The sequence below is a fragment of the Shewanella fidelis ATCC BAA-318 genome (assembly GCF_000518605.1).
Taxonomy (GTDB): Bacteria; Pseudomonadota; Gammaproteobacteria; order Enterobacterales; family Shewanellaceae; genus Shewanella; species Shewanella fidelis.
In genome coordinates this window covers 189723-209880 of sequence record NZ_JADX01000014.1, presented here as the reverse complement: position 1 = coordinate 209880, position 20158 = coordinate 189723, and the positions used below count along the sequence as shown (strand labels likewise).

17 protein-coding genes, 1 tRNA gene and 1 pseudogene are annotated in these 20158 nt (G+C 40.9%); 10 read left to right on the top strand and 9 right to left on the bottom strand.

Annotation, left to right across the window (positions count from 1 at the left end; all coding sequences use genetic code 11):
• Positions 1-178 precede the first annotated feature (178 nt).
• The 3 genes and pseudogenes from L884_RS0108135 to L884_RS23450 all read left to right on the top strand — a co-directional run bounded on the left by L884_RS0108135 (position 179) and on the right by L884_RS23450 (position 3213).
• Complete coding sequence (locus tag L884_RS0108135) at positions 179-1033, top strand: putative selenate ABC transporter substrate-binding protein (protein ID WP_028767028.1); 855 nt, start codon at positions 179-181, stop codon at positions 1031-1033.
• Between the two features lie 3 nt (positions 1034-1036).
• Entirely contained in the window at positions 1037-1705 is a 669-nt protein-coding gene (locus L884_RS0108130) for an ATP-binding cassette domain-containing protein (RefSeq protein WP_028767027.1), read from the top strand.
• A gap of 1 nt (position 1706) precedes the next feature.
• Positions 1707-3213: pseudogene (locus L884_RS23450) on the top strand (PhnE/PtxC family ABC transporter permease).
• Positions 3214-3317: 104 nt separating this feature from the next.
• Here the strand turns inward: L884_RS23450 and L884_RS0108120 are convergent.
• From L884_RS0108120 to L884_RS0108110, 3 genes are all read right to left on the bottom strand, one after another.
• Positions 3318-3662 (bottom strand): hypothetical protein, encoded by a 345-nt coding sequence (locus tag L884_RS0108120; protein ID WP_028767026.1) that lies wholly within the window; start codon positions 3660-3662, stop codon positions 3318-3320.
• A 135-nt stretch (positions 3663-3797) separates the two neighbouring features.
• Positions 3798-4607 carry a RecX family transcriptional regulator gene (locus L884_RS0108115; protein ID WP_028767025.1) on the bottom strand — a complete coding sequence of 270 codons (810 nt, stop codon included), beginning with the start codon at positions 4605-4607 and terminating at the stop codon, positions 3798-3800.
• Between the two features lie 156 nt (positions 4608-4763).
• Positions 4764-5414: a LysE family transporter gene (locus L884_RS0108110; RefSeq protein WP_028767024.1), complete on the bottom strand. Its 651-nt coding sequence runs from the start codon at positions 5412-5414 to the stop codon at positions 4764-4766.
• A 167-nt stretch (positions 5415-5581) separates the two neighbouring features.
• Between L884_RS0108110 and nadE the strand changes: the two genes are divergently transcribed.
• Entirely contained in the window at positions 5582-6418 is an 837-nt protein-coding gene (gene nadE / locus L884_RS0108105; RefSeq protein ID WP_028767023.1) for an ammonia-dependent NAD(+) synthetase, read from the top strand.
• Positions 6419-6520: 102 nt separating this feature from the next.
• Here nadE and L884_RS0108100 read toward each other — a convergent pair whose 3' ends face one another.
• Entirely contained in the window at positions 6521-6997 is a 477-nt protein-coding gene (locus L884_RS0108100) for a DUF6942 family protein (RefSeq protein WP_245603089.1), read from the bottom strand.
• Between the two features lie 107 nt (positions 6998-7104).
• Here L884_RS0108100 and L884_RS0108095 point away from each other — a divergent pair, with 107 nt between their 5' ends.
• A complete protein-coding gene (locus tag L884_RS0108095) occupies positions 7105-8544 on the top strand; it encodes an alpha/beta hydrolase (protein ID WP_028767021.1) in 1440 nt (479 codons plus the stop codon).
• 10 nt (positions 8545-8554) lie between these two features.
• Here L884_RS0108095 and L884_RS0108090 read toward each other — a convergent pair whose 3' ends face one another.
• On the bottom strand, positions 8555-10717 hold the full coding sequence (locus L884_RS0108090; protein ID WP_028767020.1) for a sensor domain-containing diguanylate cyclase: 2163 nt from the start codon (positions 10715-10717) through the stop codon (positions 8555-8557).
• A gap of 440 nt (positions 10718-11157) precedes the next feature.
• On the opposite strand from L884_RS0108090, the gene L884_RS0108085 reads away from it, so the two are divergent.
• On the top strand, positions 11158-11382 hold the full coding sequence (locus L884_RS0108085) for a cytochrome c3 family protein (protein ID WP_028767019.1): 225 nt from the start codon (positions 11158-11160) through the stop codon (positions 11380-11382).
• Between the two features lie 70 nt (positions 11383-11452).
• On the opposite strand, the gene L884_RS0108080 is transcribed toward L884_RS0108085, so the two are convergent.
• The 3 genes from L884_RS0108080 to L884_RS0108070 all read right to left on the bottom strand — a co-directional run bounded on the left by L884_RS0108080 (position 11453) and on the right by L884_RS0108070 (position 13684).
• Positions 11453-11529: transfer RNA gene (locus L884_RS0108080), tRNA-Pro, on the bottom strand.
• Between the two features lie 68 nt (positions 11530-11597).
• Positions 11598-13382 carry a DUF3413 domain-containing protein gene (locus L884_RS0108075; RefSeq protein WP_028767018.1) on the bottom strand — a complete coding sequence of 595 codons (1785 nt, stop codon included), beginning with the start codon at positions 13380-13382 and terminating at the stop codon, positions 11598-11600.
• An 83-nt stretch (positions 13383-13465) separates the two neighbouring features.
• Positions 13466-13684 carry a YejL family protein gene (locus tag L884_RS0108070; RefSeq protein WP_028767017.1) on the bottom strand — a complete coding sequence of 73 codons (219 nt, stop codon included), beginning with the start codon at positions 13682-13684 and terminating at the stop codon, positions 13466-13468.
• Positions 13685-14090: 406 nt separating this feature from the next.
• Here L884_RS0108070 and yejK point away from each other — a divergent pair, with 406 nt between their 5' ends.
• The 3 genes from yejK to L884_RS0108050 all read left to right on the top strand — a co-directional run bounded on the left by yejK (position 14091) and on the right by L884_RS0108050 (position 17156).
• Complete coding sequence (yejK, locus tag L884_RS0108060; RefSeq protein ID WP_028767016.1) at positions 14091-15119, top strand: nucleoid-associated protein YejK; 1029 nt, start codon at positions 14091-14093, stop codon at positions 15117-15119.
• A gap of 254 nt (positions 15120-15373) precedes the next feature.
• Entirely contained in the window at positions 15374-16252 is an 879-nt protein-coding gene (locus L884_RS0108055; RefSeq protein ID WP_028767015.1) for a 6-carboxytetrahydropterin synthase, read from the top strand.
• 115 nt (positions 16253-16367) lie between these two features.
• Positions 16368-17156, top strand: a complete 789-nt coding sequence (locus tag L884_RS0108050) for a M23 family metallopeptidase (RefSeq protein ID WP_051435579.1) — start codon at positions 16368-16370, stop codon at positions 17154-17156.
• A 56-nt stretch (positions 17157-17212) separates the two neighbouring features.
• Here L884_RS0108050 and L884_RS0108045 read toward each other — a convergent pair whose 3' ends face one another.
• Complete coding sequence (locus L884_RS0108045; protein ID WP_028767013.1) at positions 17213-17719, bottom strand: DUF2062 domain-containing protein; 507 nt, start codon at positions 17717-17719, stop codon at positions 17213-17215.
• Positions 17720-17751: 32 nt separating this feature from the next.
• Here L884_RS0108045 and L884_RS0108040 point away from each other — a divergent pair, with 32 nt between their 5' ends.
• Positions 17752-20157 carry a DNA internalization-related competence protein ComEC/Rec2 gene (locus L884_RS0108040; RefSeq protein WP_028767012.1) on the top strand — a complete coding sequence of 802 codons (2406 nt, stop codon included), beginning with the start codon at positions 17752-17754 and terminating at the stop codon, positions 20155-20157.
• The last annotated feature ends 1 nt before the right edge of the window (position 20158 follow it).

The following is a 20158-nucleotide window of genomic DNA, read 5'->3' as shown; positions in this document are numbered from 1 at the left end:
CTGAACTAGGATATTCACCTCTTTTTTGTGTAGGTTTTGGCCTTAAAAGTGAGAGTTTTGTCTATAAAACGCGGTCGTTTACGATCTTCACGTTATTTTATGTGGTGAACACTGGGTTTGTTGCTGAATTTTCGTTAAGGTTAAGTAAAATTTATTTTTCATTTTTAAGGATGACAATATGTCGCTCAAGATGCGATGTGCCGTATTACTAGCCCTGTTAAGCTCGCCTACGGTAATGGCACAGACGTTTACTTTTACCGCTATTCCAGACGAAGATGAGACTCAGCTTCGTACTCGGTTTGAGAAGGTCGCACAATATCTTGAGCAGCAATTAGGCATAGATGTTAAGTATATTCCGGTTAAGTCTTATTCTGCAGCTGTCACGGCGTTTAGAAATAATCAAGTTCAACTGGCCTGGTTTGGTGGTTTGTCAGGGGTACAAGCTCGGCGTTTAGTTCCAGATTCCCAAGCGATAGCGCAGGGCTACGAAGATCAGTTTTTTAAAAGCTATTTTATTGCGCATTCATCAACAGAGATTGTGCCGAGTGATAGTTTTCCCAATATAAATGGTTATACATTTACTTTTGGTGCAAAAAATTCCACCTCCGGTCGACTTATGCCGCAATTCTTTATTGAGCGTAATTTAGGTAAAAATACTAAAGAAGTGTTTAAAAGGATTGGTTACTCAGGGGATCACAGTCGCACTATAGCGCAAGTTCAGGCTGGTGTTTATCAAGTCGGTGCAGTTAATTATAAGGTCTGGGAAAGCGCATTAGCTAACGGTAGAGTCGATTTAAACAAAGTGAATGTTATCTGGGAAAGTCCCGCCTATCCAGACTATCAATGGACCATTAGAGGCGACGTTAACGCTAATTTTGGTAAAGGCTTTTCTGAAAAAGTCACTCAAGCCTTGCTAGGAATGACAGATACAGAGCTGCTTAGCAGTTTCCCTCGACAGTCTTTTGTGCCCGCAGATAACAGTGATTATGAGCCCATTGAAGATGTCGCTAAAGCAATAGGTTTGATCGATTAACTCATGCTTACAATTGAACATGTACTTGTAGAGTTTGGCGGTAAAGTAGCGTTAGACATCGATAGTTTAACGATAAAAGAGGGAGAAAAAATAGCGATAGTTGGGCGTTCAGGTAGTGGTAAAACAACGCTTATTCATCATATCTATGATGTGTTGCGATCTAAAGCGGCATTGTGCTCGCAGCGACAAGGCTTGGTTGAAAACCTGAGTGTATTTCATAATATCTATATGGGGGAACTGCAGCGACACCATTGGTTATACAATCTAGTTAACTTAGTTTATCCACTACCAAGCAACCGTTATAAAGTGAGTGAGCTTACTACTGCTCTAGAGCTTGAGTGCCCAATGACTCAAGTTGTTGCCAATCTGTCAGGTGGCCAGCGTCAGCGTGTAGCTTTAGGGCGAGCGCTTTATCAAAAACAGCAGGTCTTTATTGGTGATGAACCCTTTTCTGCGCTCGATCCTACAATGGGAAGACGCTTGTTAAGGTATGTCTTTAATCAACATTCAACTGTAATCATGGCACTGCATGATACCAGTATGGCATTAGCGTGTTTCGACCGCGTTATTGGTTTGCACCAAGGTAAGAGACAGTTTGATGTTTATGTCCACGACATTTGCGTTGATGCTCATCAAGATCAGCTCCAAGCACTTTATGAAATGAGTCGTTGATTTGTCAGCTGATCGTAAGCGTTTCACTCGCCCATTTGCCTTTGTTGGCTATTGGCAAAAAGTAAGCTGTTCTTTATTACTGATTGCAGGCATCTGTTTTTTGTTCGCAGATACAGAAATCATTGCACTAGATCCTTGGCATGAATTGGTTTTGATAGCAAAAGGCTTTGTATCGCCTGACTTTTTTGCTACGGAATATTTAATCAATGCCCTATGGCAAACTGTCGGATTTGCGCTTCTAGGTGTCAGTTTGGCGCTATGTATTGGTGCACCACTGTCGCTTATTTATCACAAGCCGTTTATCGCCTGTATATGTGCCTTTACTCGCTCAATTCATGAGCTGTTCTGGGCGCTGTTGTTTTTACAAATTTTTGGTCTGTCACCACTAACTGGCATTTTGGCTATTGGGCTACCTTATGGTGCCACATTTGCTCGAGTATTTAGTGATATTTTACAGTAAGCGCCTATGACCACATCGCAAACCTTTGCCTGTAACACCGATCGAATTAGTCGCTATATATATGGGCGCTTAGCCCATGTATTGGTGCCAATCAGCGCTTATATACGATACCGTTTTGAATGTGGTTTGAAGAGCAGTGCTGTATTGGGGTTTGTAGGTATGCCAACCTTAGGCTTTTATTTAGAAACTGCTTTTAGGCAAGGGCATTATCATCAAGCAGCAGCATTGTTAATATTGTTTATTAGCCTAATTGGCACTATTCATTATTGGTGCCGATTAAAGCTATTACCTGTTTATTGGGTGATTGCAGTATGGAGCTTACCGGTTGTGCCTGAGGTTGATGGTACGCTTATTTGGCGTTTTATTAGTCATGATATTTTACCTCCTATGTTGCAGACTGGTGGCGTAGACGGCGAGGGAATATCAGGCGCTTGGTTGTTTGAGTTAGCGACTTGGCTGAAGCCTATATTATATGAGCAGGCTTTACCCGGCATGTATGCAACCTTGCTATTGGCTGTTGCCGCTCTAGGAATGACCTATACGATTGCTCTGGTTGCTAGCACTATGTGTCATCGCGCATTTGCGGGCTTATTTGTCGGGTATTGTAGTCGCTTTATGGTGCTGATCTGTCGTTCAGTGCCAGAGTATATTTTTGCGTTTGTTTTTCTGCTTTTACTTGGTCCGTCTATGTTGCCTGCGATGCTCGCTGATCGCTTATTTGCTCACTCGCCAATCAGATAAGTTACCCACAGCAGATAACTTTAATCAACGCATAGACAGCTATGCTTTTGAGGTATTACCAGCAGTTTATCCCAATATGATGGCGTTACTGTTTTATCGCTTTGAAGTGATCTTAAGAGAAACTGCGATATTGGGTATGTTAGGAGTGGCAACACTGGGATTTTATATTGATAGTAATTTTGCTGAAATCCGCTATAACGGCGCAATTGTGCTGTTGTTAGTGACCGCGTTAATTAACATATTGGTCGATATCGCAAGTAGGAGACTATTGCACGGGAAACATAAGCAGTTAGCTAGGTGCTGTTAATGATAGTGCGTGGTTATCGCACAGTATATAAATTGCGAATTTAACTAAAGGTTTAATATCGCTCAATATCACAACTATTTACTGAGCGATATTTTAGTATGTGCTTAACTGAAGAACTTACGTTGGTTACGTTTTTCAATAATACCGTTGCCGCACCAAGCTGCTAACAGTGTAAACGCAATTACCGCAGTCATAATGGCACTTAGTCGATACCAAGGTGCATCAGCAGCGATACGCATTTGAATGTATTCAAATGCGCTGAGTCCCCATACCAATATTGCTGATATAACTAAGCCTAACTGTAAAATTCGAGTTGCCCAGGTTGATTTGATAAGAAGCAATAACGGGCTTAAGGCAAATGCGATACAGGCTTCATTGTGGCCAAAACGTAAAAAGTGTGCCCCAATTAGAACATAGGCTAAAAATATAATAAGTACTCGCCACCACATTAGCTTTTACCTCTGGCTACAGAAATCAGATTAGAAGTAACAAGCTTACTTTAAAGCATAAGCGGTATTCTATAGGTGGCTTCACAGAAACGCATAAAGCTGCTGCAATAGCAGCATAACGTCATTTTACCGGTATTACTCTTCCTCCAATAACATTGCGTGTTTTATTTCATCACTGCTAAAGCCTTTGCGGCATAAATAGGCATAAGCTTTTGACTTTTCTTTAAAGTCACTTAAGTCATAACGCTTTTTATCGAGCTCAGCTTTACAGCTTGCGTAAAAGTCGACTTGTTCAGATAAGCTCAATTGATAAACAATTTGCTCAAAATCGCTTACATCTATTAGCCGTTGTTTTAGTTCTTGTAAGATTAAGCTTCCGCCTTTGCCTTTTTTATATAGCTTAATAATTTCAACGGCCAAGTCAGCTTTTTCAGCTTTGATTGCTAGTTTACTGCGCAAGGTATCTTTGGCGGGGTGTTGCTCAATCGCATAATTGATTTCGGCGCGATTAAAGCCTTTATTTGTCATTTGACTAAAGACTTTTTCTGCTGTGGTGTTATTAAAGTGCTCAAACTTATTTAATAAGCGATTGCTTGCCATTTGATAGCTATCAATATGTTGTTCGCTCATGACTTTTTCTAGCGCATCGGTAATGTCTACTTCGCTTATTCCGCGTTGCAGTAGTTTACGTTTTATGGCGCCAACGCCAATATCGTTGCCAAAACTAAGTTGGCAAAAACGTTGTGCAAATTCGATGTTACTTTTTAAATAGCCACTTTCTAACAGCCGGCAAATAACCGTATCAATCCATTGGCTATTGGTGGTTTTCCGCTCGAGCTTACTGCGGAGCTCGCTGATGGTAAAATCTTGCTGGCTAAGGTGCCAATAGGCACTATTAAACACATTATCGAGAGATTTTGCTTGGCGAAGTGGTGGCTGTGACATAAAAGTATCTTAACTTAATAGTGAGCAATTCTAGTGTAACACCCTCAATGGTAGCTGGGTATTTGTCACAGCACGCTATTACGGGTTAATGAACGCAACATATTGCTTGATATTGCACTTTGGGGAATAGTTTTCAACTCGTTATGTGTCCTGTAATTATTGTAGATAAGTGCTGATAACACTATTGATAATCACTAATGCGACTAACACAAAGATTAGGCCAGTTAATAAATTGATTAGCGGACTAGCTTGCTTCATTTTGAGTTGAATACTGGGTTTAGATAATACAATTGCGATAAAACTAAACCAAATAAAGGATAAACTAAACAGCAAAGCAGCGGCCAAGCTCTTGGTGATTAAATTGACTTGAGGCGTGATCAAGGTTGAAAAGAGCGTAATAAAAAACACTAAGGCTTTTGGGTTTAATATGTTGGTATATAGGCCTTGCATAAAGCCTTGAGAAACAGTTAAGCCTTTGCTTACTGAAGTTTGCTCTACAGTGAACTTGTCTTGCCAGTGCTGCTTTGCAGCTCTTAATGCACCTAAGCCCATCCAAGCTAAGTAACTTGCGCCTGTAAGTTGCACCAGCGTAAATAACACTTCAGAGCTTTTAATGATTAAGCTAACCCCGGTTAAACTGAGGAGTGTGTGGCCTAAAATTGCAATAGCAATACCCAGTGCAGCTGCAATCGCTGTCGCGCGGGATTCTTGTGTGGCGATGCGCACCACTAGTGCGAAGTCGGGGCCTGGGCTTGCTAGCGCTACTATGTGCACTAATGCCAGTGAAATGAGTATCTGAAAATCCATTGATGCTCTGCAGTAATTATTGATGGGCGGAACTGTTGACGATAAATCGCGTATTTAAGATTTAAATCGTAAATTAGCACGAATAGCGTTAATCAGCTCGTGAATATTGATAAAAATTCACCCATAATAGATGTCGATTTATAACTATGGCCAGCGGAGAGCAAATAGTGAAAGGACAGATCTTAAGGGAAATGAAGGTGCTTAAGGCAATTGACCCAGCTTTTGAGGTTCAAAGGCGAGTTGCATTTATCAAGTCTAAGCTTAAGCAATCAAATACTCGTTCTTTAGTTTTGGGGATTAGTGGTGGTGTTGATTCTTCATTAGCGGGGCGTTTATGCCAGTTAGCTGTAGACGAAATAAATACAAACCTTGAGGCAGACGCTTCTAATTACCAGTTTATTGCTGTGCGTCTGCCATACAATGTGCAAAAAGATGAAGATGAAGCGCAAATGGCTTGTCAATTTATCCAGCCGTCAAAGCAAGTTACTGTTAATGTTAAGCAAGGTGTAGATGGTGTGCATGCTGAAACACTTAGCGCGGTCGAAGCTGCCGGTATTGCTTTACCTGATGTGGATAAAATTGATTTCGTTAAAGGTAATGTAAAAGCGCGCATGCGTATGGTTGCACAGTATGAGATCGCGGGGCTTGTCGCTGGCTTAGTTGTCGGTACCGATCATAGCGCAGAAAATATCACCGGTTTTTATACGAAATGGGGTGATGGTGCTTGTGATCTAGCGCCACTATTTGGCTTGAATAAGCGTCAAGTACGTCAATTAGCTGCTTATCTCGGTGCACCTGAACGATTGGTTGTTAAAGCACCTACTGCAGATTTAGAAGAGGCCAAGCCACAATTAGAAGATGAAGTGGCGTTAGGGTTAACTTACGATCAAATCGATGACTTTCTTGAAGGAAAAGAGGTGAGTGACTTTGTTAACGATAAGCTCATAGGTATTTATCGGGCAACTCAACATAAGCGTGAAGCGATCCCAACAATTTATGATTAGTCGTTGCGTTTGAGTTGCAAGTTATACCGGTATTTAGAAAGGCGCGTAGGCGCCTTTTTTAGAGCGATAGTAAGATTGGCTTATGAGTTATACCAATTGGTATTATAGTAGCGCAGGCAGATCCAAGTAACGACGCAAATTATCAATATGCTGGTTAGGAAATTGTCGATAGTCAAAGTATGGGCATAGGTAGAGGTTAGAATGCAGACGGCTTATAAACTCTTCAGAGCCTTTAAGCTCGGTCATATCGAGCATATTAAGCTCCAGCTTATGCGCGCTTTGCTGCCCACAAACAAAATGATGTATTGCATTGGTCATTAAGTTTGTTGCTCCTATGACGAGACACTCATTTTGTTTGAGTAGCTGAGTGTCACGGTAGTTGCGCCAGTTTGTATCGAGAACTGACAACTTTGCCATTATGGTGAGGATTTTACGCCAATGGTTGCCGTTTGCAGCGATTAAGCTGGCAGTAGCATCAAATGAGTCATATTGCCAGTTTGAGGGGATTTGTGGTGGCGTGGGCAAATAGAAGCAATGACTTGCATCTTGATTACCTATGACAAGCATATTTTGGCTCATTGATATTGACCTATTTTAAATTAGTTTTCAGTTGGTTCTCGTTTTATAACGACTGCTTTACCAGTTAGTATCAATATTCTGCTGATTAAGGATGAATAGCAAAACATATGAAATCTATTATTATCGGTTCAACAAAACATCTTGCTTTTGCTGTATTTTATTCATTGATTGGTACAAGTATTGCGCTCGTAGCAATGGCAGTTTGGTACTTAAACTCTCGTCCTGACTTGTCGATCTGGCATACTACCGATTTACAATCTGAGTATCGTGCCTCTTCCGATGTTAGCAGTTTTGATGAATACCTAAAACTTGAGGAAAAGTTATTTGCTGAATTAGATAATAAAGTGTATCAAAAGCTACTTGAACCGGAGTCTTTTGATGTACTTAATCGGTATGTAAAGGGCAGTTATTCGTCACCGACTCATTGGCCGCAAGATTGGAACCGTAGTTTCGAATGGCCCAACAAAAATGCCGATTTTGGCGTCCTATTATTACATGGTATGTCAGATTCCCCTTATGCCATGTCCCACTTTGCAAAACATTTTAAAGATAAAGCACATGTTTTGGCGTTAAGGCTGCCAGGCCATGGCACAGTTCCATCGGCATTGACCCATATGCGTTGGCAAGATTTAGCTGCTGCGGTGAATATTGCAACTCAAGATCTACAACAGTCACTTGCTGGTAAGCCACTCTATGTTATCGGCTACTCTACTGGTGCGGCGCTAGCATTAAACCATGAACTTGAGCGAATTGCTGCCAATGACCAACCTGCGTATTCTGCAATGGTGTTGCTCTCTCCGGCAATAGGTTTGTCACCCGTTGCTGCGGGAGCTAAGTGGCAATCAATACTTGGGTATGCGCTTGGTTTAGACAAGTTAAGCTGGAATAGTATTCAACCTGAGTATGATCCATTTAAATATGGCTCTTTTGCGGTTAATGCGGGAGATGTAGTGTATCAATTGTCTATAAATAATTTGAGCTTAATAAAGATGTTGGGTGAAAATAAGCTCAAAGAACTGCCCCCGATTTTGACCTTTCAATCATTGACTGATGATACGGTTGATACTGCTGCAGTGGTTAATGAACTCTATTTAAAGTTACCAAATGCAGGCCATGAACTGGTTTTATTTGATATTAATCGAACTAAAGTGAATATGAGCTTGATGAATAGTGATCCGTTAATGCCTTATACAGATATGATGCAACAGGGAGGTTTTGAATTTACATTTACGCTTGTGGAAAACCAAGCTACTGATACCCGAAAGGTACAAGCTCGCACCTTAAATAATCGTCAACTGCAGCCTCTAAATCTACAATGGCCTAAACAAGTATATTCGCTTTCCCATGTGGCGCTGCCTTTTCCGCAATTAGATCCCTTGTATGGGCCTATTGCAGATGTTAACCGTAGTCATATTCAAATAGGACTTGGTGCATCAAAGGGAGAACGCGGTGTGATAACTGTGCCTGCAAGTGAGATGATGCGTCAAAAATGGAATCCCTTTTATCCCTATATGCTAGAGAAAATAGATAATACTTTTACTCCTTAGACTGTTGTGGCTACTCATTGGCTAAGGTAGTAAACACTAGCTTGTTACGGCCTGAATGCTTAGCTTGGTATAAATTGATGTCGGCTTGCTTTACCCAGTCTTCTAGGGACGCACTGAAGGTTCCGTTACCTAAAACAGCTCCTATGCTGGTGGTCACGGTGAATTGATGATTGTCTTCTTTATTGTCGATCACAATTTTGGCAAGCCTTTGCCTGAAGTTGTCTAAATGTTCTTCAATTTTTAATGCATTACATAATGGCATAATCAATAAAAACTCTTCGCCGCCATAGCGTACAACTATGTCAGAGTTACGCTTAAACTCTCGTTTTAATTGCTCGGCTACCACTTTTAAGGTGAGATCACCACTGTGATGGCCATAGGTGTCATTAATAAATTTGAACTTATCAAGATCGAGCAGCGCGATAGCAATGACCTCATCTGTACGTTGGCAAAGTTCTTGTATTTCAGTGAATTTATTTTCTGCATAACGGCGATTATACAGGCCTGTTAACGAGTCTTTTTCTGCTAAGGCCTTAAGGCGATTATTAGCGTGTTCTAGCTCTACAGTTCTGAGAGCTACTTTTTCTTCAAGTTCTAATTGATAACCAATTAGCTGACTTTTACTTTGTTGTAACCGTTTGAATAATGAATAAATCTCTTTTGGAGACTCGTTATCCACCGCATAATCTTTATCACTATTTGCTGATTTGGTACTGAACTTATTAGCGATATTTTCCAATGGTAAGGTAAGGCGTGCGCTAATTACCCGGGACAAATAGAGTGCGATAAGTAGTGAAGCAATCAAAATTGCAAACGTTGCCACATACATATTTTCTACTAATTCAACCAGTGGTCTAAAAGGGTTCAGAATGAGGAGTTTCCAGCCATTATTTAATGTTACGCTAGCATACACATATTCGGGTGCCACACTATTGTTTGGATCGAGGTTTATCATAGGAAACGGCGTGATGTACTTGTCACTTGGCTCAGAATAAGTAAATTCGGTTAACGTCGTTAACTGCAAGCTCTCCGATGCATAGATAACTCGATTATTGTTATCGATGAGCAGCATGGTTTGATGTTGGTTGTGGTTATCTATTTCATCAATCAATTTGAATTGGTTTAAATCCAGTGATCCCTCAATGATCCCTCTAGGACTATGCCTGTTATCAGGGTGATAAAGCGGAGCACTGATAGCAACAATTGGATCGCGACCAAAGCCTTTACCCAAAAATAGCGGCGATATGAATGTACGTTGATTAATAAACGCCTCTATAAAATAGTCTCGCTCAGCGATATTAAGAGGCACTTGAGAATTGCGCTTAGTTATTAATGACGCAGGGCTGGCCGCAACAATGTTTGCTTGTTTATCTGCCAGCAGCATAGTAATAAATCCCGGATAGTTACTATGCAACTGAGTCAACAGGGTTTGTTCATCAGTGGCGCTATGCTGATTTAAACTCAACCACTGTGCCGCGTTATGAATAGCTTGGGTATGCATATCAATATAGGCTTGCGTAGAGGCTGCAAGGTTATCAGCAGAGTTTTTTATATTGGCATAAAGTAAATTCTGTTGACGCTCGATAAATTGATTATTAAACATCAATGCCGCAAGCAGTAATGCAACGGTAATGACTAAAGAAAAAGTATAAGTTAGCTGCGCATTAAAGGTGCGTCGCTGTTGGTCTTTAACTTTATTCTTAAAGTGCCAAAACGTAGGAGTCAGTATGATAAGTAAGGAACCCATACTGGTATATAGCAAGCCATTTATCCCCTGTTTTAGGCTGATAAAAGCAATATGGCCGCTAGGTAACTCTGTAAATTGTGAAAGGTACAGATAAAACAATGGCATACCTAGAATTAGCCAAAAGCCAAAGTTGGCGTATAGCGCATAAATATCGCGCCGTCTTGCCAAGGCAAGGCATATTGCTTCTACGCCAAACAAAAAGTAAACATGGAAGCTATCCCAAGCAATCATCAGGCCACTAACGGCAATCATTGCAGTATAAAACGCATACCAAGGGCCAAGTAAGATTGCTGAAATAACATAAGCAACATTACCAAGGATTAACTGAACGTTGGCGAAAAGGTGAATAGGGTAAAGATTTATAGTGAAACCTATTAGCCCTAAAACGGTGGCAAAGATAACTTTATTATTTTTGATTTTATCCAAAAGTGCTGCCTATTTTTTACTGCAGTTGGAGAGTGGCTTCTATGCAAAAAAGCATCATTTACAATCTATTAACTTTAAGGCTGGATAGCAACAATTATTGACGTAAAAAAACATTCTGCGCCAGAAATCATTAGATTTATATCTGATGTTTTCACAATGATTTTATTGAGCATTATTTTAGATCCTTTGAAAAATAAAATAGCTCAATTGAGTATATGTCTGACCTTGCTCACAACCTTGAAAACTCATCGTGATGTTGTTCAGCATTTGTTCAACTAGAGATTGAAATTTAAGTTTCAATTAAGTTTAATTCATATCATGTTAGACATGGCTCAAGAATCATTAACTTATTAATTTTTCAAACAGCTTTAACAATAAAGGCCTTAATAGCTTTGTTAAAAAAGCATTAAGCGCAATAACTCCGATATTAAGGAATGCATATGAAATATTTAACTTTGGTTGCAGCACTTGCGTTTTCAGCATCTGCTATGGCAGTAAACTGTACTGATTGTCACGAGACTATCAACGTTGAAGAGCACACAGAAATGGAAGCAACCATTGCTACTTGTAATGATTGTCATGATATGGCAAGTGCTCATGAACTAGACAAAGAAGTTCACACTCCAGATCTAACAATCAAAGAATGTGCTGATTGTCACGAATAATATCGTTGTAATAAAAAAGCACTGCTTAGGCAGTGCTTTTTTGTTTTCTCTGAACTGAACTTTTAAAATTTGGTCGGGATAACAGGATTTGAACCTGTGATCTCTTGTCCCCCAGACAAGCGCCTTACCGGGCTAGGCCATATCCCGAATTAAATACAAACAGCTTACAGATAATCGCTATCATTTCGTTATCGAAGTGGTATAACTTTATATGCTTAATGAATATAAAGTCGACGCCCCTCACGCATCACTTCAACTAGTTCTGGTGCACTGAGCTTCTTTTTTAAGCGCTTACTATATTTATCATCGTAAATACGATATTTGCCATGACGGTCAATGACAGTGATCTCAGACGCTTGATAAATGGCAAAAATTCGATGGTCGCCAACATATACCCATGTTTTATCACTTGGCTGCATTAAACTTTGATCTGAGCTGTAATCAGAAGCTGGATTGGTGCAACCTAGTGCTTGGGTCATAATTGCTGGTACTAAACCATTATGAGTCGTGCGGTAATTGATCTGTTTACCTTTATCTTCATCTGGCCAATGGATGATCATCGGCACATGCACACTCGCTGGAGAAAGGTTGACGCTAGCTTCATTGGTGTTACTGGTAAACACTTTACCGCTAACACCTGTAATCACGACTAAAGTGTTTTCAGGCAGAGCTGAAACAACTTGCTCTATTTGTTGATCTACAAAGTGCAGAGACTGCCTATATTGGTTAAATAGTACTTTTTCAGCAGGCTTTAGTTTAGTGGCAGACTGGACGGTTTTTATGCCTAAAAAGCCAATCGGAGTATCGTAGCTTTCTGGTGACTTTAAGTTAAGTAAGCTAAACCAAGGCGCTGTTGTGGCTTGGGTCCACTGTTTCCAGTTAGCAATTGACTGCAGATCTGATTTGGCGTAACTATCAGTGTGTTTTGCGTCCACGCGCTTGAAGTCGTTATAAATAGCTTGTGGCACCGCTGCTGTGTCTTGTGTTGTGAACAAGCCTAATTGATAGCCTTGTTGCAATAGCTCTTGGGTCATGACAGGGCTTTCGAAATGTAAATCGACCGCATTGGAGTAACTGCCTTGTAGCCCATAAAGCAAACTAAACATACCACTGTTAAACTGATTACCACCGCTTAAGTGTTGGGTAAAGTTCATGTTTTGCTTAGCGTAGTTAGCCAAAAAAGGCATGGTTGATTTATCAACTAAGTCGGCTCTTAAACTTTCTACCGCAATCACGAGAATATTAGGTTGATTATCAGCAGTGCACTGCATCGCAGATAATGGGTATTTGAGACTGGATTTAGGTGGCGTTTTATTTTTATTGCTCTGACTGCCTTCTATGCCATAGCTCTCCATTAAACTTTTTGCCGTTGCTGGGTAGGATAATGGATAGGCATCGTCGAAATGAGTAATTTCGGTCACATCTGCGGCATCACCCCAAATATGTACTAAATGACTTGCAACAAAGCAAGCACCAACAACAGCTACGACCTTGTTGCCAATATTGAGTTTGCGGATCTTCTCTATACGTTTCCACAGGAAATTAGCCAAAGTTAGCTCTATCGCTAAAATAGCAATAGGTGTAATGATGTATGAGGTTCCGCGTAAAAGGGCGTTTAAATCAGCCCAGGCGAGATCAAATACAAATGGGCTCAAATGCAGACCGTAGTCGTCATAAATGACGGTGTCGTAGAGTAATATACAGAGACTGAGTGTTGCGACTACTGCAGCGTAACCCCGCAAAATCTTGGAGTAGGGCAGGATTAAGGTAATAGGAAAGATAAGCACCAAATAGACCATAAAAGCTAAAAAGCTAAAATGACCTATAGTGCTTATGACTAAGTAACCCCAGCCAATAAATGATTCAGGTAAACCTATGGTATCGAGGTATCGGTAACCGACAATAATGGCTAATAGACCATTAATAAAGGCAAACCAATGTCCCCAGCTTACTAAGCGTGAAACGCGATCACGTCCAATCTGTTTTTGTCGCTCGACCATGTTGATCCATTTATTGTTGAGGCGAGTAGAAGGTTAACCCCTAAGTTTAACCTTTACTGATGTAAACCAAATATCGTTGTATCTTAGTTAGGTTTTACTGATTGTGACAAGGCCTTAGCAAATTGCTCTGTGACAACTTGACGTGCTTCAGCAGGCACTTTGTTTTGCAATAAGTGAGTTACGCAGTTACCGAGTGCCATTAAGCTTAAGTCGGTTGGAGACTGATGCTTATCTAGCACAGCAAGTAATTCAGCGATAATAGACTCAACTTGAGCATTAGAGTATTTAGATTGAATAGCCATAATTAAAAAGGTTCACTTTAAATCTTGATTAACGGCATATAATAACGGATTTTATCAAGAAGCTCCGCACTTTTATCGTACTTTTTGACGATTCAAGTCGTAAACTTCACTTCTGTTGTTTGCTATCGCAATGTCAGTTTAAGTCCGCATGCTATTTACACTGTTTTAATCACTTGCAGCTTTGTGGCGAGCTTGCAGCTAATCGATCTGTTTTCATCGCTCGTTACGTGTTTTTTCCATCTAAAGCACAACAACAAATATGGATTTATTGCGGCTCTGTGGTTATGATATTGACCACTTAGCAGCAGGCGAAAAAATCACTAAAGCCTGTATCTATATCACTATTGTAAACACTAAAGAGCGTCGATAACGTGTAGCGCTCCTTGCCAAATTTTATTGAGGCTCAATGAGTATTAACGTCGAACAAGCCATTATCCATTCGATTATTCAAGATGGTGAAGGCCAACTAAGTTGCCGATTACGTCCGCAACCATTGCTTAACAGTCAAGCTGTTGAGGCGATGCTAGAAGAGTTGCATCAAACCTATACGACTAAAGCGGGTAAAGGTTTTGGTCATTTTGGTATTAGCGGCGAAGACGGTGAAGCGAACACTAAGTTTGAAGAAGCGTTAAAAACATACCGCAGCGGCGAACTTGGCTTTGTTGAGTTTTCAGGTATTGCAGGAAAGTTATTGCAAGAAGAGCTGGCTAAATACGATTTTAGTACCGGAGGCTTCTTACTGTTATCTTGCTACACCTATATGACTAGCGATTACTTGTTCGTGTCATTGCTAAATGCTAAATCGTCAATGACAGTCCTTGATGATATGGAGTTATCGCAAAATACTCACTTAGATCTTAACAACGTTCAGCTCGCTGCGCGTATCGACTTAACTGAGTGGCAAGCCGAGCCTGAATCAAAGAAATATATCTCTTTTATTCGTGGGCGTGCAGGCCGTAAAGTTGCTGATTTCTTTTTGGATTTCATGGGATGTGTTGAAGGGGTTAATACTAAAGCTCAAAATAAGTCATTGATGAATGCTGTTGAAGACTTTGTTGGTAATAGCGAGTTGACCAAAGATGAGCGTCAACAAGCTCGTGAGCGCGTATTTGATTACTGTACTGAGCGTTGTGACGAAGGTGCCTCAATCCAAATAAAAGATTTAGCAGATGAACTTGCTGATCAAGGTATGGATTCTTTTTATGATTTTGCCCAAAGCGGCTCTTACGATTTAGCAGAAGAGTTTCCTGGTGATAAGCCTACCTTGCGCCAACTTAAGAAGTTCTCTGGCACTGGTGGGGGCGTAACCTTAAGTTTTGATGGTCAGCATTTAGGTGAGCGTGTTATTTACGATCCTGTATCAGACACGATTATTATTAAAGGTGTTCCAGCTAACTTAAAAGATCAGCTTGATCGTCGCCTAAAAGGTGAGTAGTCGTCATTTTTGAATGCCGATGATATGTTATAAATTAAAACCGAGCCTAGTGCTCGGTTTTTGTTTTTTACTCGCCGCTGTTACAACGACATTTATCCAGCACTCAATGTTAAAAAAGTCGAATGTTGCTTCGGTTCAATGTAAGCTACTGCAATAGTGTAACGGGGCGATTTCTCGCCTTTAAGATGATTCATCCTGCGGCCACTGCTGTATGGACTAAGACAGGTAGACTGTTTTTCTACCTAGGAGCGAAAATGCAACTGTTTGTTAAAGATTTGACCGTAATAGATTTTTCTTATTTATGCCCGATTAGAGGTATGGTTGGAGAAAGCTGGATTGTTGATGTGCTGCTTGATGGCGGTCTTGATGAACAAAATATGGTTTTAGATTTTGCCAAAGTAAAACGTACCATTAAACATACTATTGATGATGTTGCCGATCATCGTTTGCTGATCCCTACAGCCTTTAGTGGTGTGCGCTGGCAACAACAAGCCGATAGAGTATGGATGGATTTCTCAAGCCAAAAAGGTGATATTCACTTAGCCTGTCCATCACAAGCATTTGCATTGATCCCAAGTGAAATTATTGATTTTGAAAGTGTGAATAAGTTTTTACAACAAGCACTTAAAGAAGTGCTGCCGGATAATGTGGAAGCAATTTCACTTACATTAAGAAATGAAATTCACTCAGGTCCTTATTATCACTATAGCCACGGTTTGAAAAAGCATGATGGTAATTGCCAGCGAATCGCTCATGGTCACCGTAGCCCTGTGACGGTATTTGAAAATGGTGTAGCAGCACCTAAATGGGATGAATATTGGGCTAAGCGTTGGCAAGATATTTATTTAGCAACAGTCGAAGATCAGGTTTCAGTAACAACATTGGCGCTTTCTGCGCAAACAGCTATCGACGACGAAACTCATTTTGGTTTTCACTATCAAGCACCACAAGGTGATTTCCAGCTTGCTATGCCAAAAGCACTTTGTGATATTTTGCCGCAGGATACTACGGTAGAGCTGTTAGCTGACTATATGGCGCAAACGTTATCAGATAAACAGCCTGACAGCGATTTCAAAGTTATCGCCTATGAAGGTGTCGGTAAGGGAGCTATTGCAAGCCGCAGTGCACAATAGTCTTTAACAAGTTGCTTAATCATTATGGCGTTAAGCAGGGTTACTATTAATAAAGCAATAAGGAGTCGCTTTGAGACCAATAGTACAGATTATATTAACCGGTGTACTTTCCAGTATGGCAATGCACGCTAATGCTGCAGTTGAATTAAATGGCGAATTGTCTCAAGGCGCTCTGATCAGAGCAAAAGTTCAGCCTGGTACTCAAGTGTTTCTCAACGATCAAGCCATAAAGGTTAATCCACAAGGTCAGTTTGTGTTTGGATTTGCACGTGACGCCCAAAGCGAACAGATGTTGAAGCTGGTTTATCCCGATGGTTTGACCGAGCTTAAGCCGTTAAAAATTAACACTCGCGAGTATAAGATCCAAAATATTACCGGGATCAGTAAAAAAATTATGCAGCCGGATCCTAAAGCGCAAGCTAGGGCGGCACAAGATTCAAAACAGGTAAAGCAAGCACGCTCTCAGTTTACTGCTAGTGATGCGTTTACTCAGCAATTTATATGGCCGTTGACTGGCAGAATATCGGGAGTATACGGTAGTCAGCGTATTTATAACGGTAAGCCGGGTACACCACATTATGGTGTTGATATTGCAGCAAAAACTGGCACTGTTGTTGTGGCTCCGGCTGATGGTGTCATTTCGCTTTCTGTGCCGGATATGTTTTATTCTGGCGGCACTATGATTATTGACCACGGTTACGGTGTTAGCTCAAGCTTTTTACATTTAAGTAAGTTGTATGTGCAGCCGGGCCAGCTTGTGAAACAGGGCGATAAAGTCGCTGAAGTCGGCTCTACGGGTCGCTCAACTGGGCCACATCTTGATTGGCGAATTAACTGGTATCAAGTTCGCTTAGATCCTGAGACGGTTGTGCCATCCATGAAAAGTGTTGTCGCCAAACAGTAAGCGCAATAAAAAAGCAGTCATTAGACTGCTTTTTGATTTTTTGATGCATGAAGCGATTACTTATAACGATTCTTCCATTTAAACAGTACTGAATACTTCCAAAGGGTATTAATAAGAAAATATCCCAACACTGCAAATACAACTGCTAGCACGATACAGCCTAATAAAAATGGTGGGCCTATAGTTTCAAGGGATGCTTGAACCCAATGCCAGCTGGCTTCGAAGTTAAACGCTTGTGGCTCATGGCCTAGTATTGTCGCTCCGAGCAAGTAGGCGATATAAAACATAAAGGGCATAGTAATTGGATTGGTGATCCACACTAATGCCACCGCCAGTGGTAGATTAACATTAAACAGTATTGCTAATGCGGCAGCGAGTACCATTTGAAAGGGCATGGGGATCCATGCAACAAATAAGCCTACGGCAAATGCACCAGGGGCTGAGTGACGGTTTAGCGTCCATAAATTGGGCTTTAAAAGTAGATCTCCAAACATGCGCAGGTGTTTATGTTCGCGCAATGTTTCAGGTTTTGGCATAAATTTTTCAATAAATTTTTTTGGCATAACTTCTATTTGCTGTCTTAACTTAATGCACTATGAATAGATTTATGTGCGGCTACTGCATCACCATTGTATCTACAATGTTCTGGCCATCCTTGGTTAGTCTATACATCCTACCTTTTTTAATCGTAGTGGTTATTACAGCCTGTCGGCGGTTTCCATTTATCGCCGGAAGCCTATTAGCTATAGGCTGGAGTAGTGTTTTTTATTCATTATTAATGAGCTGGAACATTAGCGAACCAAGTAAAACACTTAAGATCGAGGGCGAGATAGTATCATTAGTTAGCTCAAATCGCGACTGGATTAGTGCTGATCTCGTCCTTTTAGGGGCAAATTCATCACACATGCCTGCTGCGAAACTGCGGTTATTCTGGAAACTGCCCCCGCTAGTCAGCGTTGGTCAACGATGGCAATTAACGATAAAGCCAAAACCCATTACCAGCATTTTGAATCAAGGCGGCTTTAATCAACAAAGATACTTTCTTGCTCAACATATTGTAGCCAAGGGAACGGTAATTAGTGGTCAGCTGATCGCAAATAACCCATCTTATCGTTCGAGATTAATAGCAAAACTCAAACCTGTGCTGGAGTCATATGCTAGTGGTGATCTGCTACTTGCATTGGTTGCTGGTGATAAATCTTTAATCAGTGATAGCCGCTGGCAACAACTTCGGGTCAGTGGAGCCGGCCACCTGTTTGCAATTTCCGGACTGCACTTATCGGTTGTATCTGCTTGGTTACTTTTGTTGGCAAGAACGGCACTTTATCGGATTTTGCCCGTTAATAGTCGGCGTAACTGGGCTATATGTTTGCTTATCTCTGCTGTTGGGGCTGTTTGTTATGCGTATTTGGCGGGCTTTTCTGTTTCAACTCAACGGGCATTGATAATGTTGCTTGGCTTTATTCTTTTTAGTGTATTAAGCCGCCATTCATCGAGTTGGGAGCGATTGTTATATGCACTGTTTATCATCTTATTGCTGGATCCTTTTTGCGTATTAAGTGCAAGTTTCTGGCTTTCTTTTACTGCGCTGGCCATCATCTTATTAACCTTATCTCGGTTTGCCAAGTTGGATACTGGTTTATCGATATCAACCAATCAAACACAACAGAGTACGGCAGAATCGACAAAGGGTAAGCAGCGATTAAGAGAAAAAGTTTATAACGGCATCAAGATGTTTTGGGCGCTGCAATGGCGATTAATTGTTGCACTTGGGGTAATTCAAGCGATCTTCTTTGCGGGAACTTCAGTTGTTAGTGTCGTTGTCAATATGCTGTTAGTGCCTTGGTTTAGTTTCATATTGATCCCATTGAGCTTATTTTCGCTGATCTGTTTTATGTTTTTTAACTTATTTGGCTTGAGTGTTACTTCAGTTTTTGATTTGGCTGCACTGTTAATGGAACCGGTACTCTGGATTTTATCGATAACTGGCGACTTTGGTTATTCGTGGTTGGTGTTATCTGATGATCTGATTGCTGCAGCGATCATCGCCTGCATTGGTTGTTTTTTGCTGATTAATAGTAAAAGTACTCAGTGGCGGCTAGTACTATCTGTGATGTTGTTGCCTTTATTATTTCATATCGGGATGACATTATTTTCGCCACAGCTCAACAAACGTTGGCAAGTTCACGTATTGGACGTTGGCCAAGGACTATCGGTAGTGATAGAGCAAAACAAGCGTGCAATTGTTTATGATACCGGGGCTCGTTATGGACGAGATTTCAGTTATGCAGCGCGTGTGTTAGAGCCATTTTTAATCAGCAAAGGTATTCGCCAGTTAGACTTTTTGATCCTTAGTCATAGCGATAATGATCATGCTGGTGGCGCCAATTACATTGTTGATAGGTACCCTGATGTAAAGGTTATTGCTGACTTTCATTTTCAGCGAATGAACAGCTCGCTAGACTGGCAAAGCACTTCTACTACCAAGTTCTTAATTAATGATTGCCGGCCAAAACAAGTTAAATGGCAGTCACTTAGTCTTGATTTTATTGCACCTAAAGAGCCTAGTAAGGGGAATAACGGTTCTTGTGTTCTGCGTGTTAGCAGTACGGAACATAGCTTATTGCTGACAGGGGATATTGAAAAGCCAGTAGAGCAGGCGTTAGTTGCTACTATCGAGCCTAAATGGTTACAAAGTTCGGTATTGATAGCACCTCATCATGGTAGTAATACCTCTTCCAGTGCTGAGTTTATAGATGCAGTCATGCCTCAGGTAGCGGTGTTTGCTGCAGGCTTTAATAATCGCTACGGCTTTCCAAGGGAAGAAGTCGTTGATCGATATCGGCAGCGCGAGATAGAGATGGTCACAACAGGTATAGACGGGCAGGTAAGTATCTTATTTAATCAGCGAACGATGAAATTGAATACATATCGTACGGATTTTGCCCCATTTTGGTATAACCGAGTGTTTAGGTTTGGTCAGATGCAAAATCCAGAGTAGA

What these genes read in the sequence shown, in the direction of transcription:
- L884_RS0108135 (WP_028767028.1), top strand. Translation starts at nt 179, where the DNA reads ATGTCGCTCAAGATGCGATGTGCCGTATTACTAGCCCTGTTAAGCTCG.
- L884_RS0108130 (WP_028767027.1), top strand. Translation starts at nt 1,037, where the DNA reads ATGCTTACAATTGAACATGTACTTGTAGAGTTTGGCGGTAAAGTAGCG.
- L884_RS0108120 (WP_028767026.1), bottom strand. Translation starts at nt 3,662, where the DNA reads ATGTGGTGGCGAGTACTTATTATATTTTTAGCCTATGTTCTAATTGGG.
- L884_RS0108115 (WP_028767025.1), bottom strand. Translation starts at nt 4,607, where the DNA reads ATGTCACAGCCACCACTTCGCCAAGCAAAATCTCTCGATAATGTGTTT.
- L884_RS0108110 (WP_028767024.1), bottom strand. Translation starts at nt 5,414, where the DNA reads ATGGATTTTCAGATACTCATTTCACTGGCATTAGTGCACATAGTAGCG.
- L884_RS0108100 (WP_245603089.1), bottom strand. Translation starts at nt 6,997, where the DNA reads ATGAGCCAAAATATGCTTGTCATAGGTAATCAAGATGCAAGTCATTGC.
- L884_RS0108095 (WP_028767021.1), top strand. Translation starts at nt 7,105, where the DNA reads ATGAAATCTATTATTATCGGTTCAACAAAACATCTTGCTTTTGCTGTA.
- L884_RS0108085 (WP_028767019.1), top strand. Translation starts at nt 11,158, where the DNA reads ATGAAATATTTAACTTTGGTTGCAGCACTTGCGTTTTCAGCATCTGCT.
- L884_RS0108075 (WP_028767018.1), bottom strand. Translation starts at nt 13,382, where the DNA reads ATGGTCGAGCGACAAAAACAGATTGGACGTGATCGCGTTTCACGCTTA.
- L884_RS0108070 (WP_028767017.1), bottom strand. Translation starts at nt 13,684, where the DNA reads ATGGCTATTCAATCTAAATACTCTAATGCTCAAGTTGAGTCTATTATC.
- yejK (WP_028767016.1), top strand. Translation starts at nt 14,091, where the DNA reads ATGAGTATTAACGTCGAACAAGCCATTATCCATTCGATTATTCAAGAT.
- L884_RS0108055 (WP_028767015.1), top strand. Translation starts at nt 15,374, where the DNA reads ATGCAACTGTTTGTTAAAGATTTGACCGTAATAGATTTTTCTTATTTA.
- L884_RS0108050 (WP_051435579.1), top strand. Translation starts at nt 16,368, where the DNA reads ATGGCAATGCACGCTAATGCTGCAGTTGAATTAAATGGCGAATTGTCT.
- L884_RS0108045 (WP_028767013.1), bottom strand. Translation starts at nt 17,719, where the DNA reads ATGCCAAAAAAATTTATTGAAAAATTTATGCCAAAACCTGAAACATTG.
- L884_RS0108040 (WP_028767012.1), top strand. Translation starts at nt 17,752, where the DNA reads ATGAATAGATTTATGTGCGGCTACTGCATCACCATTGTATCTACAATG.